Genomic DNA, 15043 nt, shown 5'->3' on the forward strand with positions numbered 1-15043 from the left:
TGTCTAATACTGTGATGTATTAGACACCTTTTTTATACATACGCACTAATAAACATACGTAGGTTTTCAAAATGATCATCTATTAGTAGATATTTTTTGTAAATCTCCATTAACTTTTCAAAAAGCTCGTACTGCTCTGTTACAAACAAAACTCTTAAAATATTTAACATATGCAGGGAGGCACTTTGTGCTACAACATAGTATGGTGCATTTGGTTGACGATAATTGCGTCGCCACTCTTCCACAGACAAACCAATATGTTGTAGAGAGTTATTCACATGAAGTGCTATATCCTGTTGAACATATGCTTCAATTGCAATAAGCTGTTCACTACTAAAGTTTTTTTGTACTAATGAAGAATTAATTTTTTTATTCGATGCTAAAACATGCTCTTTTAATAAAAGTAAGCCATCCTCATAACGTGCCATTTTTACATAATGCTCTAGTAGAATGGCATATAAATTTTCTAAATAATTTAACTGATAATTTTTAATAATGGCAGGTGGTGTTGGTTTACGATTTGGTAATAGCTCTTTATACTCTAGTAATATTTCAATGGCATAATTATTTATTCGTTCATCCTCTAATAAATATTCACCATAATGTATAACCTTTTCACTCTGCTGTTCTCTATTTGCTATATGAAATAAAATATAGGCAATCAACACTTTTTCCTTCTCTGATAGTGCATACATTGAGTAGCGCCATTCCGCTTCAAATGAGGTAATAAACGATTTGACACTATTAAAATCACCTTCTGATAAGCAATAATGAGTAACAATTTGATAAAGACGTAACTGTTTCTTTGCCAAACAGCTAGCATTATGCTTATCCACATGAGTTATACACTTATCCAGTATCGCTTTATAGTTATTCACAAAGTTATCCACATGTTCACAATTTTCTCTCACAGAATGCTCGAAATGTCCCATTATTTCATAAAGAAATGTGAATTGCTCTAAAGGTTTGTGGATAAGCAGTGAATAAACTTTTTTTGTGAAAAGCCAATGCCAAAAAGATGCATGCTCTTTATACATCATATGCACTAAATATTCATCTTGAAATTTATATAAAATAATTGATTGTAGCTCATTAACTGGCATAGCTATTTGCATTCGTTTCCCAAAGACTAACCAAATTAATCGTTCTAAGTCTATTGTATGTTGTGCAAAAAGCTGCTCAAAAAAAGTATCTTTACCTTTTTGAGTATAGAAAAAAGTACTGAGACGCTCATTCACAAATTTTGAATCTAAACCATATTTGTCAAAATATATTTGCATTTCTGTTGATACATGACCCCAATATTTACGTGCTGTGGAAAAGGCAATATTCTTAGCCGTTTCTTCGTTTACTAAAAATAGATTGGGTGAAAGCGAAGTACCAAGTATTTTTGGATCTTCTTGCAGATTTAACTCTGCTTCCAACCAAGTTGCTAGTATATTTTCAGCACCCTTTTTACTTTTTTGTTTATAAGCCATGAATAATTGCTCATCACAGTCCAACAGCATAAAAATGGATCCTCCCATCAATTTCTACCAACAAAGATCTTCCCCTATCATTCAAATACATGATTTTTACACTCTTTCTTCAATATAACAAATCTTAACTAACATATGCTAAAAAAATATGGGTATGCATAGCAAAAACGTTAACAATATAAAAAACCACCTATATAAGTGAACACACTTTATAGATGGATATCATCTTTACCAAAACAACGGATATTTTCTTTTTTCTCGTAAATTATTGATCAACAAACCGAAAAATACAATTATGACTGCTCCAATTAATACAGGGGTTAGTAAATAACTCCAACCATAACCTCCTAAAATAATAATTATAGGATTGGCGCCTGCTGGAGGATGTATGACACCTAAAAAGGCCATAAAAAATATAGTTAATCCGACACCAAGACTAATAGACAATATATTGGAGCCTAGTAATGAATACATGGCCAACCCGATAAATGCCGAAATAAAATGACCTCCAATTATATTTCGGGGCTGGGACAAAGGTGCATTCCAGACGACAAATACAAGAACGCAGCTACCGCCTAATGATGCCATTAACCAAGGTGAATTGGTAATGTTAGTTAACCATAGCAACACAAAAATGCATATTAATCCTCCTATTGCTCCAGTAAAGGCATCAGCAAAATTTGTTCGAGATGGAGCATGACCTCCTCCTCTCATTTTTAATATAAAAGGTTTTATACTATTCTTTTTCTCTATTTTGTTTTCCACACCTATAATTTCTGTCATTAGACACCAACTTTTCTCTTCTATACTCATCTGTTTTATATAAGGTCCTGTTATTCATTTTTAAACTTTAACTATTATATCAACACAACAATAGATTTCAATCCAAACTTCAAATTTCAGACAAACATTTACTTATCTGACTTGTAGCTCATACAAAAAAGCAAACTTTTAAAAGTTTGCTTTTTCAAGAAATCATTATTAGTCATATTGTTTTTTAATAGTTTTATATATTCTTACCTTTTTCAATACAGTTTTAGGTACTTGGAAAGTGGCTGTGACAACCCCTGGATGGCGTCCGATTTCAATGGAGCCTGTGATAGTTGCTCTATTTAAAACCTCTGGTTCGCTCATCTCAAATAGCTTCGCAGCTCGACTAATCGCGTTATCAGTCGCCTCATTTAACGTTTTACCAGAACCAATCACCGACACTGGGAATGCATCCTCTACCTGTTTAACACCAAACTCCTCCGCTAGCTCACGTGCGCGACGTTTTTCTTCCTTGGTAAAGGGTTTTGCTGTATAAGGTAAGTCTTCTACATTTGGTAGTAAAATTGGGCCTTCCAAAGCTACTTTCTTCAATACCTTAACTTGAAGCTGCACAATACCCGCTACATCGGTTGTATGTCCTGCAATCTCGCCGTCCCCTTGCATAGCATGCATGTCTCCAATATATACACCACCGCCTGGTACCTTGACTGGACAAATAATAGTCGCACCTTCTCGTACTCGGCTGATATCCATATGTCCATCGGTACGATGTAAATCCAATTCTTCTTGAGTAAAAGCATATTCATGTGGTGCTCCAATTAAAAATGAACCAAAGTCACCTGCATTATGTGAATCAGGCATCGCTTTAGAAGGGGTTGTCCCAAGCTGACCTAAAAATGGTCGCATTCTCGCCAATACACCTACTAAGTCGCTTGGAGCCAATGCAACAACAGGATTTTGTACAGAATTTTCAGGTGTTCTCATGTAGTTTTTAGCATCAAGTGCAATTCGTCTAGCACCCTCTCGTCCAACAGTTACACCCATTTGCCCTTTATGATCGAGTGCCATCGTATAGCCGTTTGTCATTTTAAAGGGTGCCGTTTCTGTATCACATGTAGAACATCGAATTGCATGTGGGCCTATTCCTTTTACAACTGTGCTTGGATGAAGCTTGCCACAGCCTGGACATTTTACAGAAACAAACGGATCACCAATGAATCGATCTACAATTGCTTCATCATGGCCAGACGAAGTTGCAAGAGATGTGACCTGAATAGATTTAATTTTTATAACAATGGCGTCACCCACCTCTGCTCCTTCTACAAACACGGGCTTCGTTACTTCATGTCCTCCACGAATAGTAGGAGTAAGCATGGGTCCCCAACATCCAGGTGTTGTATTGGCAATAATCGTTCCACCATCCTTAAGCGGCCCTAACATCTTCTGTGATGGATCTAAAATACCATCAATAAACTCATTTACGAACAATGTTTCAGCGGCTTGAGGTTGCTGTATAAAATCATCACTTTCTACCTCTTCTTTTTCTAGCACATGCATGTCGTTTGTCATTTTCTAATCACGCTCCTAGAATAATTTTTATGTATATCGTTATATGTTAAAAATGCCCTCTACACTTGCAGAGAGCTATTTTTATCAATTGTTCATATATAAATCAAAAATATGTGAGAAGTCTTCTTTTTTATACTTATCTTTATGATCAATCATCCAAGTATTCGCAAAGCTTGTAATTTCTTTGAATGACGACGCAGGAGATATATTGTCATTGCCAATTCGACCAAGTGATGATGATGCTATGTTTAAACTTTTTTCCGCTACTTCTAGCTTATAAGCATTGTTCTTTTGTTCATAGCTAATGGCATGTAGTGCTTTATATAAATCTTTAATGTCATCAATAAAGCGTTTATGAATGTCGATGGATAGTGGGGAATTGCCGATTGTAAACTTAATTTCGACATCAAGGTCGATTGTTCCTGCTGTTTCGAGAAAAACTTCTGTCACAGTATACATTGAATAGTCATAGCGTCGCAGTAATCGTTTCTTGCTCATAGCACTTTCGCCATCTACATGAATAATTGCACGATTTGTAAAGCAATACTCATCAGCCTTCGTTTTAATTAAAAAGTAAATTTTTTCATCAATTTCATGTAAGATAAAATCATCTGCATCTGTCTTATCATAGTCCTCTCTTGGCACAACCACACCAATATCTGAAAGTCCAAGTGCATCTGCTGCTATCTTTTTAAACATCGTCATTCCTCCTAATTTGTAATACTCTTTTTACGCTTTAGAATCTGTAAAGGTTTCACCATGTATTGATTTATATAAAAAATGTACTTCTTTTCTTGTAGAATAAAAGCATTTACTGGTTAAGCTATACAACCCAACATTTCCTCTTTTCTATACATTTCATTTATAATAATTGTCAGTAAAGATTCTTCCAAATCGAAAGGTCGTGTGAACAAGTGCAAGAACCAACCATTTTAGTAGTGGATGATGAGGCAGATTTAGCGAATCTACTAAAAGTAAGCTTACAAAAAGAGGGCTACAAACAAATTTATACAGCTGGTACCATTCACGATGCATGGACAAGCTTTCAACAAACAACACCCGATATTATACTTCTAGATGTCATGCTTCCCGATGGTGAGGGCTACGATTTATGTAGACGTATCCGTGAAGTATCCCATGTCCCTGTGCTCTTTATGTCTGCTAAAAATGAGGAAATTGATAAAATTTTAGGACTAGCCATTGGCGGAGACGATTATATTACAAAACCTTTTAGCCCGAAAGAAGTAGCCTATCGTGTGAAGGCGCAACTACGTAGAGCTGGCTATCAAACACAAGATACCATAACGAATATTGTTGAAAAAGCACTACAAATTGGACCATTTCAGTTGAATGCCGATGAAACTGAAGTCCATAAAAATGGCGTATTATTGGAGTTAACAGCTAAGGAAATTGGATTAATGGCGTGCTTTATGCACAATCCCAATCGTATCTTAAGTAAAGAAACATTATTTGAACGTGTATGGGGAGAGGATTTCTTCGGTTCTGATAACACTGTTATGGTGCATATTCGCCGGTTGCGTGAAAAAATTGAGGAGGATGCCTCTAATCCTCTATATATCACAACTGTAAAAGGACTTGGCTATAAGTTTGTCATGCCAAAAGAGGCACAAGAATGAAGTGGAAATTAACTGCTCGCTTTCTCCTTTCCGTACTTTCTATCGTCATCATTGTTATTTTCGTCAATACAGCTATCTTCATGGGACTCCTTACTTATCGGCTAGCAACTGACTCTGAAGGCGTTTCTGCCACAGAAGAAGAACACTTTGTGCGGGAATTTCAAAAATATATCGAGATAAAAAATGGAGCAACTTCCATACGTGCAGAAGGAATCGAACAATTGCATCAAAGAAATGCGTGGATACAATTGCTTGATGAAAATGGTCAAGTGATTGATGCTCATTTTGCACCAGATAAAGCACCATTGCACTATGCACCTATCGACTTAATTCAAGTATATAAATATAAAGAATTCGATTCAGATACTACTGTGTATATTGGCAGTAAGGATTCCATTAGTTATTTAATCGGTATTAAAGGTAGCGGTGTTACAAGGTTTGTTACGCATGTTTCTGGCACATCACTCTTACAGTTTATAGGGAAATTTGGCTTGTTCATCGTGATTGCGGACTTGTTAGTAGCTACATTAGTAGGGTGGCTTTTTGGTCGTACATTAACGAAACCTCTTTATGCGATGATAGATCGCATTCATCATTTAAAGAATCATGATCATACGTCTATTAAGTCTCCTGGTGGTGTCTACAAGCCGGTTTTTGAAAACTTAAATGAAGTATCACGAGAATTGGCAGCCCATGAACAGGAGCGAAAGAGACTAGAGATTATGCGTGAAGAATGGATTAGTAATGTCTCACACGATATGAAAACACCACTTGCCTCTATTCGAGGTTATGCAGAACTATTGAATGATGCACAAATAACAAATACTGAGCAAATGGAGTATGCACAAATTATAGAAAAACAATCATTGCATATGCAAAATCTACTGGATGACTTAAATTTAACGATGCGTTTAAGACATCAACAGCTTCCACTTACACTAAATGAAGTGAACATGGTGCCTTTTATTCGAGAGATAGTGATTGAAACATTAAATACACCACAATATGAACAAGCTAATCTTATGTTTGAGGCGACAACCGAGAAAAGTCTGCATCAAATCGATGAACATTTTATGCGCAGAGCTATCATGAACTTTTTACACAATGCATTGCTTCATAATGCTCCCGATGTATCTGTCCATGTGTCTGTTGATGAGCATACTCTTACAATTTCTGATAATGGCAAGGGGATAGACCCAGAGGATCTAGAACATATTTTTGAACGCTATTACCGAGGCACAAATACGGACAATACTGCTGGGACTGGTTTAGGTACAGCTATTGCTAGAGATATCATTGAGGCCCATGGAGGAACAGTGACCATCACCTCGGAAAAAGGAAAAGGTACATGCGTTATTATTGATCTACAAAAGGAATACTAAATAAATAAACTAAATTTAACCAGTTGAATTTAAACGCTAAATACTTTGCACTGAACTTTCGTGTGGAAAAGAAGGAGTCTCAAAATTTGAGACTCCTTCTTTGTGCTATTTCATTTGATCCTGTACTTTAGTAGGTAATTCATGGAATTTTACTTCATCAAATGAAGTAACTTCTGTTTCCTTTTTCACGTAAAGCTTTAAATAAGCATCCTGGCGTAAATTTTTATGAGCAGAAAACTTTAATGTTTTCTCTTCCCCATTTTTATCGTAAGTAGGTAGCTCGTACCAATACATCTTAAAGATTTCACCACTATCTGCTTTATACTCCTCTACCTCACCATCAGCCGTGATATGAACATAGTAGGTATCTTTATTTAATCGGTTAAAATCTACAGTCATCAATACAATTAACCCTGCTACGAATAAGATAAACAATGCACCTATTCCGAAAAATACTTTTTTCATATTAATTCCCCTGTCTCACTATTTTATAAAACGAACGAACGGTAAAGATATAATAAATAAAGTAAATAGCTGAATAAGCAATCATCCACAAGATGACTGGTTTTGTAATATTCATGTTAAATAGCTGTGAAAATGCTAGTAATGCAAACACACTATGTGCAATACCCACAATAAGTGGCGCACTAAAGATAACAGCGACCTGTCCTGCTACTGTCTTTAAGATTTGCTTACTATTTACACCAATTTTATTTAAAATAGCATATTTTGCCTGATCTTCTTCGGCTTCCGTTAAAATTTTGAAGTAGATAATACTGCCTGTTGCCGCTAGGAAGACCAATCCTAGGAAGCTTCCCACAAACAATAGGGCACCAACTGTTGCTAAACTATCCTCATAGCTTTGCGGTACACTAGAAAATGATTCTTGTTGTTCAGAAGACAACTGCTGGTAAATGTCTTTCGACACGTCCTGTTGTTTCAAATCATTGTCCAATCCAACAACCTGCATCATAATCTCATCGGCATCAGTAGCTTTAAACTCTTGATCATTCACAACGAGAACTGTTCCAGCTGCTATAAAGTTTAATACACTTTCCGTGTACATCTTCTCTACATGGAAGGAGTCTCCGTTTTGTAACTTAAAGTCCTCTCCTGTAAAATCATGTGAAAATCGTTCATCATAGGCTGCATCCAGTAAAACCGTAGAGCCCTCTGCAATGTGTAGCTCTTTATCCTTGCCTTGTAATTTCGCTAAGCGATTATAGTCCGATTCCTTAAGTAATGTATATTCGAAAAATGAGAATTCATTATCCACACGTAAATTTTTCACAGCCAGTGCTTCATTATATAAGACATCCTGTTGTGAAAATTCTACTGTCTCGCCTTTCCACATAAATGTGTTTGGCAGCATCTGACGTACAGAAGCTTCTGCATTATAATACATACCGAAGACACCGCCACCTGCTGTAATCGTAGTGGCACTTAAAATTGCAATGATTGACAACGATTTGGCATTAGCTCGAATACGATACAATAATTGAGAAACACCGATTAAATTTAAACCCTTCCAGGACCATGATGTTGCTTTCTTTAATGCTGTTAATACAAAGACACTCACACTATGGAATAGAAGGTATGTCCCTGCAATTGTTACCCCTATAACCATTAATGGCGTACCTAATACCGTAAAGAATCTCCATATTTCACTCGTAAACATATCAGAGGCAGCTGTATAATAACCAAATGCAATAAGTACAGTGCCAAGTAAAGCAGCTACTAATGATGCACGTGGAATTTGCTCTCCCTGTTTGTCTGCATGGAATAAATCAATTAGTTTAAATTGATAAATCACACGGTAACCTTGTAAGGATGTGAATAAAAACAGTAGTGTAAAAATGCCCGTTGTATTAATTAGTGCCTCCATTGAAAATGTCAGGCTACCAACCACTTCATAGCCCATTAAGCGTACTAGTATCATTAATAGCCCTTGGGACATAAAGAAACCTAGAAGGATACCAAACACAAGGGAGACAAGCCCTATGACTAAATTTTCAAAAAAGAGCATTAAGCCAATTTTTTGCTTACGTACACCTAGTAACGAGTAAAGGGCTACTTCCTTTTTCCGCTTCTTCATAAAAAACGAGTTGGAATAGGCCATAAAGATGACAATGAAGAACAGAAGTACGACTGACGAGGCACTCATTAATCCTTTAATTTGTTGTGACGATTGCTTTAAGGCTGAAAGATCATCATTATATTTGAGCGTCACAAACGTAAAGTAAATAACGATACTAAATACCATTGAGGCAATATATAAAAAGTAATTCGATAAATTGCGTTGAATATTTTTACGCGCTAAACTAAATAACGTCATTTACTCCACCCCCGATGCTAGATAGCACCTGCAAGATCTCTTGGAAAAATTGCTTCCTCGTTAGAGTCCCACGTTGAATTTCCTTAGATAGCTGTCCATCCTGAATAAATAGAATGCGCTGGCAGAAGCTAGCCGCAAAGGCATCATGTGTAACCATCATAATCGTTGCGGCTTGAGATTGGTTTAAATCACTTAAGCTTTCTAATAAATCGGTTGCAGATTTTGAATCTAGCGCACCTGTAGGCTCATCGGCAAAAATTAGTTTTGGTTCTGTCACTAATGCTCGCGACGAGGCTGTACGCTGCTTTTGCCCACCTGAAATTTGATAAGGATATTTGTTTAATAAATCACTAATTCCAAACAATGCAGCAATTCGATCAACTCTTGCATTAATAGCCTTTGTCGGCATTTTTGCAATCGCTAGTGGTAAAACAATATTTTCTCGCACTGTTAAAGAATCGAGCAAGTTATAATCCTGGAAAATAAACCCTAAATTACCTCGACGAAAATCCGCTAATTCAGCATCCTTCATACGTGCCAAATTAGTATCTTCAATAATAATTTCACCAGTTGTTGGCGTATCAATCGTTGCTAATACATTAAGAAGCGTAGATTTTCCAGCCCCAGAAGGACCCATTACCCCAACAAACTCTCCCTTTTCTACTTCAAATGATATATTCGATAGCGCTGTAAAAGTATTTGCGCCTTTGCCGTAATTTTTCCCAACGTTTTGTACCTTTAATAATGGCGTCATATACGCTCACCTCTTCTTTCTGACTTTAGTATACGACCTCAAACTTACAGCAAATTTGTCGCAAGCTTACAGCAACCTTAAATCATCTGCTTTTTGAAATTTGTAGACAAAAAAAGATTCATACACAAACTGTGCATGAATCTTTTCTAATCTATTGTGCTAATACTTTTTGAATATCTTCCTCAAAGCTACTTGGCTTATCTGCTGAGGCGTATCGTCCAACAACCTCTCCATTACGGTTTACAAGGAATTTTGTAAAGTTCCATTTAACACTATTGCCTAAAAATCCTTTGGAATGGGAAGTAAGATAATCGAAAATAGGATGTGCTTCTTTACCATTCACCTTCACGATCTCATGCATCGGGAACGTCACTCCATATGTTAGTCGACATTGGGAAGCCGCTTCTTCAGCTGACGCTAGCTCTTGTTTAAATTGATTTGATGGAAAACCAAGTACAACCAGACCTTGCTCCTGATATTTTTCATAGAGACCTTCTAATTCTTCAAATTGTGGTGTAAAGCCACATTTGGAAGCTGTATTAACAATTAGCATCGGCTTTCCTTTATAACGTTCAAGGCTATAGATAGTACCATCTTCTAAAGTTACATTAATATCATAAATGCTCATCTCTCTACCTCCTATTATAAACGTCCATTCATTCTTGCCACCTGCTGCAAAGGGTCCCAAACACCATTGAATGGTGGTGCATAGGCCAAATCTAAGTCTAGCAAATCAGGTAAGGTCATTTTACTATATAATGCTGTCGCAAACACATCGATACGCTTATCAACTCCCGCTGGTCCCACGATTTGTGCACCCAATAACAATTGATCACGCTTGCGAACGACCACTTTTATAAACATACGTTGTGCACCTGGATAATAGCCGGCTATATGGCGTGCAGATAATTTAAATGCCTCATAGTCAAAACCAAGCTCTTTAGCATCGCGCTCATTAATACCTGTTGTAGCAATAGTTAAATTGAAAAATTTTAAAATAGAAGTGCCCACAATTCCTCTAAACGGAGCAAATTTGCCTGACATGTTGAGACCTGCTAAACGACCTTGCTTATTAGCAGTCGTTCCTAAAGGTATATAATCTAAACGTTCTTTCACAATATTAAAGTGAGTTGCACAATCGCCAGCTGCATAAATATTTTCAAGGGAAGTCTCTAAATGGCGATTTACAATGATCGCTCCATTTTTTGCAAGTGCAATCCCAGTATTCTTTAAAAACTGTGTATTTGGTTTTATACCTGAAGCGACAATGACTAAATCCGTCTCTAGAACGCCATTATCTGTAATAACACGTTCCACTCGTTTATTTCCTTCAAAAGCTTCAACGCTCGTATTTAATAACAGCTCTACATCGTTCCTTTTCGCTTCCTCATGAACATGCTGAGCAAGTTCTTCATCTAAAATACGGGCCACATGACTTCCGCGCTGAATAAGCCTTACCTTTTTCCCACAGGCATGTATGGTTTCAGCCATTTCTAAACCAATATAGCCACCACCTATGATTGTTACCTGCTCAATCTCTGATGTTAAATCTGCCATCAAATCTTCCAGTTGAGGAATTGTTTTTACCGTATGGATACCATCTAGCTCATTCCCCCTTTTCACAGGCATGACTGGACTAGCCCCCGTTGCAATAAGAAGTTTATCGTAGGTAATCTCAAATTTATCACCACTTGCTTGTGTACCTGTAATAACCTTCTTCTCTATGTTTACATTCTCTACCTCATAGCCAACTCTTGCATCAATGCCATACTTATCTCGAAAAGTTTCGACATCTCTTGCAATTAAACGTTTGGTTGATGAAATACGACCATCTACAACATAAGGCAATCCACATTGCCCATATGAATAAATAAAACCACGTTCTAAAGTAGTTATTTCTGCTCCTGGAACATTCCGATAGATTTCCATTGCTGCAGACATACCTGCAGCATCTCCACCAATGATGACGTATTTCATTCTACAAGCCCCCTTATTTTTTCCTTGTTGCCATTAAATCTGCATATTGATCGATATACAAACGTCGTTTTCCACCACTTACGATGACCCGTACCACATGAATAGCTATTATCATTGTAAGTGCAAAACCTGCTATTGCGGCAAGTAGAGAAATGACAATTTGTAGAACATAAAATGGTGAATCCATATCTAATTGGATGTCACCTAATGTTGTAATGGCTTCTGATAAACACAAGGTAGCGATAATAGCAATACAACGACGCCATGATTGCTTTACAATACTTTTGCCATTCTTGTTGACCATTGTAAAACGCATCACCTTCATACCGAGTGTTGCACCATTCATCATACTTGGTAACACCCCAAAGAGTACCACGTACAGAGCCATTTTCACTAAGAATTCAAAAGTACCGCTATACCCTGTCAGAACACCAATAATCATCCAAACTGATTGGACGATAAATAAATCAATGGCCAATGCTAGTAAAATAGAAATCGGCTTAACAATATCATTTTTTTCCATTTCAGCAGCTTTAGCCTCAACCTCTTCATGAGAGGGGAATAATGCCCAAACAATTGGTGCTAAGAAGAAACCTAGGAGCGCACCTACACTGTTTAGTAATAAGTCATCGACATCAAAGATTCGGTATGCGCAATTAAAGATGCCATAAATGCCTGTTCTTTGTGTGACCTCATAAAACAATGTTAGCAAAAAGCTAATTAAAAATGCACGTTTCCAGTACCTTCTTTCTTTAAGAAAATATCGCAAGTAAACGCCGAATGGCATTAGTAGTAAGAAATTAAAGAAGGCTTGAAAAAATGCCTGCTGTTTTGTGATAGCAAGCCATGTAGATGGATTTGTGACAACAACGCCACTATCCTTTAAAACATCATCAACAAATTGAAAAAGTCGCAAATTAGTATGAACGGTGTCCGCGGATTGAAGTGAGCAAGTATCTCTTGTAGACGGAAATGGTAGTAATACTAAACAAAGCGCTGATAAAAAGTAAAAAATAAATGAGAACATGATAATGGTTTTGGACATCGATAAGTATCCATACTTACGATACGTATAAATCAGCCATGGTATAAATAGTACAAAGGATAAAATAATAGTTATGAAAAATGCTATAAAAATGGATTGCGTGTACGTTGACATAGAAACACCTCTCTCTTTAAATTGCCCTATTTTCTGAACACTAAAACTAAGTTTAGTCCTTCAATACTACATGTAGATTTCATCAAGCTTACATAATCCTTAATTCAATAAAAAAACAGGTAAAGAATCTATACTCTCTACCTGTTACTTACTATGCTTTCGCTATTTCTTCTTTACAGAATGTCAAAATTTCTTCTAGTTCATCATCCTCTAATGCAAAGTCTAAATATTCACCTTCAGCCTTTTCCATGATGAAGTAATTTAATATAAATGGTTCTTCGTCTTTTTCACCAATTAGAACACGAATTTCAATGCCAGCTTCGTGGTAAAGCTCATCCTCTTCATCAATTTCTACATCCAGAATAAATTCATAACGCTTACCTTCAATAATATTTGTTGGGTCTAAAATCTCTTCCATTGAGAATTGTGTAATTTCCATTATATTTGCTCCTTTTTCTTTAGCTGTTCTTTTCTATATTAAATCAATTTCAGCATGGGTCAACTAGAAAACTCGTATACACCTGTCAGTAATTATGCCACAATGAAATGGAATTAATTTAGAACTAAATTTCCCTACATACGAGGAGGCTTTTTCATGAAAGAGCTATTATATTATCAAGACGTTATGTTACAAGAGTTTGATGCAACTATTATTAGTAAAGGAACTGACGAATCCGACCGTCATTATGTTGTACTATCGAACACCGCTTTCTATCCAACTGGTGGTGGTCAACCTCACGATACAGGTACATTGAATGCGTTGGAGGTCATAGATGTTGAAAAAGTGGATGATGAAATTCGTCACTATATTGAAGGTGATCTATCGACTTTAGATGGTGTGGTACATGGCAAGTTAAATTGGCCAAGACGATTCGATCATATGCAGCAGCATGCTGGGCAACATATTTTAACAGCTGCTTTTGTAGAGCTTTTTAATGCGCAGACTGTAAGCTTTCATCTAGGCAGTGAGCAAGTAACAATTGATCTTGCTATAGAAACGATTTCTGAGCAACAGCTTGCAGCGGCAGAAGCAAGAGCCAATGACATTATTCTAGAGAACCGCCCCATTCAAACTATCTGGGTTACAGAGCAAGAGCTGGGCAACTATAATCTTCGTAAAGAAGTTGCAGTGACGGGAGACATTCGACTTGTGATTATCCCTAATTTTGATTACAACGGTTGTGGTGGCACTCACCCTACATCCACAGGGCAAGTTAGTACCATCAAAATATTAGGGACCGAAAAAATGAAGGGCAATGTGCGCGTTTCTTTTGTGTGTGGTCAACGCGTTTTGACTGAGCTTGGCATGCGGAAAAAAGTATTAGCGGACGTTGCTCGTCAATTAAGTGTCCCTGAGATTGATGCTGCCACAGCACTTACAAAAGTTTTATCTACTCAAAAAACTACAGAAAAAGCACTCGCTGCTGCGAAAGAGGAATTACTCACGTATGAAGCAAAGGCACTTGTTAATAGCGAAGGTGTCGTAACGGCTGCTTTTAATCAGCGAACAATGCAAGAGCTACAAAAAATAGCCCGTATGATTGTTACGGAACAGAAAGATGTAATAGCTCTACTTGTGTCTGAAAATGAAGGCAAACTACAATTCGTTGCAGCAAGAGGTAATAATGTTTCAAAAAGCATGAAGGATGTTGCCCAAAAGGCACTGCCGCTTATTAATGGTAAGGGTGGCGGAAGTGACCAAATGGTACAAGGCGGTGGCGATTGCACCGTTTCGAAAGAAGAATTACTAGCATCGATGCAAGACGCTTAATTACATTATAATAGAGGAGCTGTTTGTTATTAATAGACAGCTCCTCCTATGTTATTGAAAAAAGACAATGTCACTAGCAGAAAAAGACTTTTTGACAAGGTAAGTGATTGATTTCCGTTACGCCAGCGTCCTTTCCAGGGGGCGTCTGGTGAGCCGCTTCATTCACTTACGGTCGCTCCAGGGTCTCACCTGTGACGCTATGAACTGCAC

General features: G+C 37.0%; 14 protein-coding genes. 3 read left to right on the forward strand and 11 right to left on the reverse strand.

Annotated elements, in window-relative coordinates; all coding sequences use genetic code 11:
* Window positions 1-32 precede the first annotated feature (32 nt).
* The 4 genes from B3D98_RS15690 to B3D98_RS15705 all read right to left on the reverse strand — a co-directional run bounded on the left by B3D98_RS15690 (window position 33) and on the right by B3D98_RS15705 (window position 4517).
* Window positions 33-1508 carry a hypothetical protein gene (locus tag B3D98_RS15690; RefSeq protein WP_288584141.1) on the reverse strand — a complete coding sequence of 492 codons (1476 nt, stop codon included), beginning with the start codon at window positions 1506-1508 and terminating at the stop codon, window positions 33-35.
* A gap of 198 nt (window positions 1509-1706) precedes the next feature.
* Window positions 1707-2261: an HPP family protein gene (locus B3D98_RS15695; protein WP_048390759.1), complete on the reverse strand. Its 555-nt coding sequence runs from the start codon at window positions 2259-2261 to the stop codon at window positions 1707-1709.
* 198 nt (window positions 2262-2459) lie between these two features.
* Window positions 2460-3818 (reverse strand): acetamidase/formamidase family protein, encoded by a 1359-nt coding sequence (locus B3D98_RS15700; RefSeq protein ID WP_054548908.1) that lies wholly within the window; start codon window positions 3816-3818, stop codon window positions 2460-2462.
* 84 nt (window positions 3819-3902) lie between these two features.
* Window positions 3903-4517, reverse strand: a complete 615-nt coding sequence (locus B3D98_RS15705; protein WP_048390761.1) for a PH domain-containing protein — start codon at window positions 4515-4517, stop codon at window positions 3903-3905.
* Between the two features lie 215 nt (window positions 4518-4732).
* On the opposite strand from B3D98_RS15705, the gene B3D98_RS15710 reads away from it, so the two are divergent.
* Window positions 4733-5455, forward strand: a complete 723-nt coding sequence (locus tag B3D98_RS15710; protein ID WP_048390763.1) for a response regulator transcription factor — start codon at window positions 4733-4735, stop codon at window positions 5453-5455.
* The gene (locus B3D98_RS15715) at window positions 5452-6837 is read left to right on the forward strand and encodes a sensor histidine kinase (protein WP_054548907.1); all 1386 of its coding nucleotides are present in this window, start codon (window positions 5452-5454) and stop codon (window positions 6835-6837) included. The genes B3D98_RS15710 and B3D98_RS15715 overlap by 4 nt, the downstream gene beginning before the upstream one ends.
* 105 nt (window positions 6838-6942) lie before the next feature.
* Here B3D98_RS15715 and B3D98_RS15720 read toward each other — a convergent pair whose 3' ends face one another.
* The 7 genes from B3D98_RS15720 to B3D98_RS15750 all read right to left on the reverse strand — a co-directional run bounded on the left by B3D98_RS15720 (window position 6943) and on the right by B3D98_RS15750 (window position 13501).
* Window positions 6943-7302, reverse strand: coding sequence for a YxeA family protein (locus B3D98_RS15720; RefSeq protein WP_288584142.1), 360 nt, complete (start codon window positions 7300-7302; stop codon window positions 6943-6945).
* A 1-nt stretch (window position 7303) separates the two neighbouring features.
* Window positions 7304-9172, reverse strand: coding sequence for an ABC transporter permease (locus B3D98_RS15725; RefSeq protein ID WP_288584143.1), 1869 nt, complete (start codon window positions 9170-9172; stop codon window positions 7304-7306).
* Window positions 9159-9926 (reverse strand): ABC transporter ATP-binding protein, encoded by a 768-nt coding sequence (locus B3D98_RS15730; RefSeq protein WP_259951275.1) that lies wholly within the window; start codon window positions 9924-9926, stop codon window positions 9159-9161. The genes B3D98_RS15725 and B3D98_RS15730 overlap by 14 nt, the downstream gene beginning before the upstream one ends.
* A gap of 151 nt (window positions 9927-10077) precedes the next feature.
* Window positions 10078-10554 carry a glutathione peroxidase gene (locus B3D98_RS15735; RefSeq protein WP_048390772.1) on the reverse strand — a complete coding sequence of 159 codons (477 nt, stop codon included), beginning with the start codon at window positions 10552-10554 and terminating at the stop codon, window positions 10078-10080.
* Window positions 10555-10568: 14 nt separating this feature from the next.
* Window positions 10569-11903, reverse strand: coding sequence for an FAD-dependent oxidoreductase (locus B3D98_RS15740; protein WP_048390775.1), 1335 nt, complete (start codon window positions 11901-11903; stop codon window positions 10569-10571).
* A gap of 13 nt (window positions 11904-11916) precedes the next feature.
* Window positions 11917-13062 (reverse strand): VanZ family protein, encoded by a 1146-nt coding sequence (locus tag B3D98_RS15745; RefSeq protein ID WP_048390777.1) that lies wholly within the window; start codon window positions 13060-13062, stop codon window positions 11917-11919.
* A gap of 151 nt (window positions 13063-13213) precedes the next feature.
* Window positions 13214-13501, reverse strand: coding sequence for a DUF6509 family protein (locus tag B3D98_RS15750; RefSeq protein WP_036075918.1), 288 nt, complete (start codon window positions 13499-13501; stop codon window positions 13214-13216).
* Window positions 13502-13657: 156 nt separating this feature from the next.
* On the opposite strand from B3D98_RS15750, the gene B3D98_RS15755 reads away from it, so the two are divergent.
* Complete coding sequence (locus B3D98_RS15755; RefSeq protein ID WP_288584145.1) at window positions 13658-14833, forward strand: alanyl-tRNA editing protein; 1176 nt, start codon at window positions 13658-13660, stop codon at window positions 14831-14833.
* The last annotated feature ends 210 nt before the right edge of the window (window positions 14834-15043 follow it).

This window comes from Lysinibacillus sp. UBA5994 (assembly GCF_002429725.1).
Taxonomy (GTDB): Bacteria; Bacillota; Bacilli; order Bacillales_A; family Planococcaceae; genus Lysinibacillus; species Lysinibacillus capsici.

Excerpts from the sequence above, each read along its gene's own strand:
- B3D98_RS15690 (WP_288584141.1), bottom strand. The coding sequence starts at position 1,508 with ATGCTGTTGGACTGTGATGAGCAATTATTCATGGCTTATAAACAAAAA.
- B3D98_RS15695 (WP_048390759.1), bottom strand. The coding sequence starts at position 2,261 with ATGACAGAAATTATAGGTGTGGAAAACAAAATAGAGAAAAAGAATAGT.
- B3D98_RS15700 (WP_054548908.1), bottom strand. The coding sequence starts at position 3,818 with ATGACAAACGACATGCATGTGCTAGAAAAAGAAGAGGTAGAAAGTGAT.
- B3D98_RS15705 (WP_048390761.1), bottom strand. The coding sequence starts at position 4,517 with ATGTTTAAAAAGATAGCAGCAGATGCACTTGGACTTTCAGATATTGGT.
- B3D98_RS15715 (WP_054548907.1), top strand. The coding sequence starts at position 5,452 with ATGAAGTGGAAATTAACTGCTCGCTTTCTCCTTTCCGTACTTTCTATC.
- B3D98_RS15720 (WP_288584142.1), bottom strand. The coding sequence starts at position 7,302 with ATGAAAAAAGTATTTTTCGGAATAGGTGCATTGTTTATCTTATTCGTA.
- B3D98_RS15725 (WP_288584143.1), bottom strand. The coding sequence starts at position 9,172 with ATGACGTTATTTAGTTTAGCGCGTAAAAATATTCAACGCAATTTATCG.
- B3D98_RS15730 (WP_259951275.1), bottom strand. The coding sequence starts at position 9,926 with ATGACGCCATTATTAAAGGTACAAAACGTTGGGAAAAATTACGGCAAA.
- B3D98_RS15735 (WP_048390772.1), bottom strand. The coding sequence starts at position 10,554 with ATGAGCATTTATGATATTAATGTAACTTTAGAAGATGGTACTATCTAT.
- B3D98_RS15740 (WP_048390775.1), bottom strand. The coding sequence starts at position 11,903 with ATGAAATACGTCATCATTGGTGGAGATGCTGCAGGTATGTCTGCAGCA.
- B3D98_RS15745 (WP_048390777.1), bottom strand. The coding sequence starts at position 13,062 with ATGTCAACGTACACGCAATCCATTTTTATAGCATTTTTCATAACTATT.
- B3D98_RS15750 (WP_036075918.1), bottom strand. The coding sequence starts at position 13,501 with ATGGAAATTACACAATTCTCAATGGAAGAGATTTTAGACCCAACAAAT.
- B3D98_RS15755 (WP_288584145.1), top strand. The coding sequence starts at position 13,658 with ATGAAAGAGCTATTATATTATCAAGACGTTATGTTACAAGAGTTTGAT.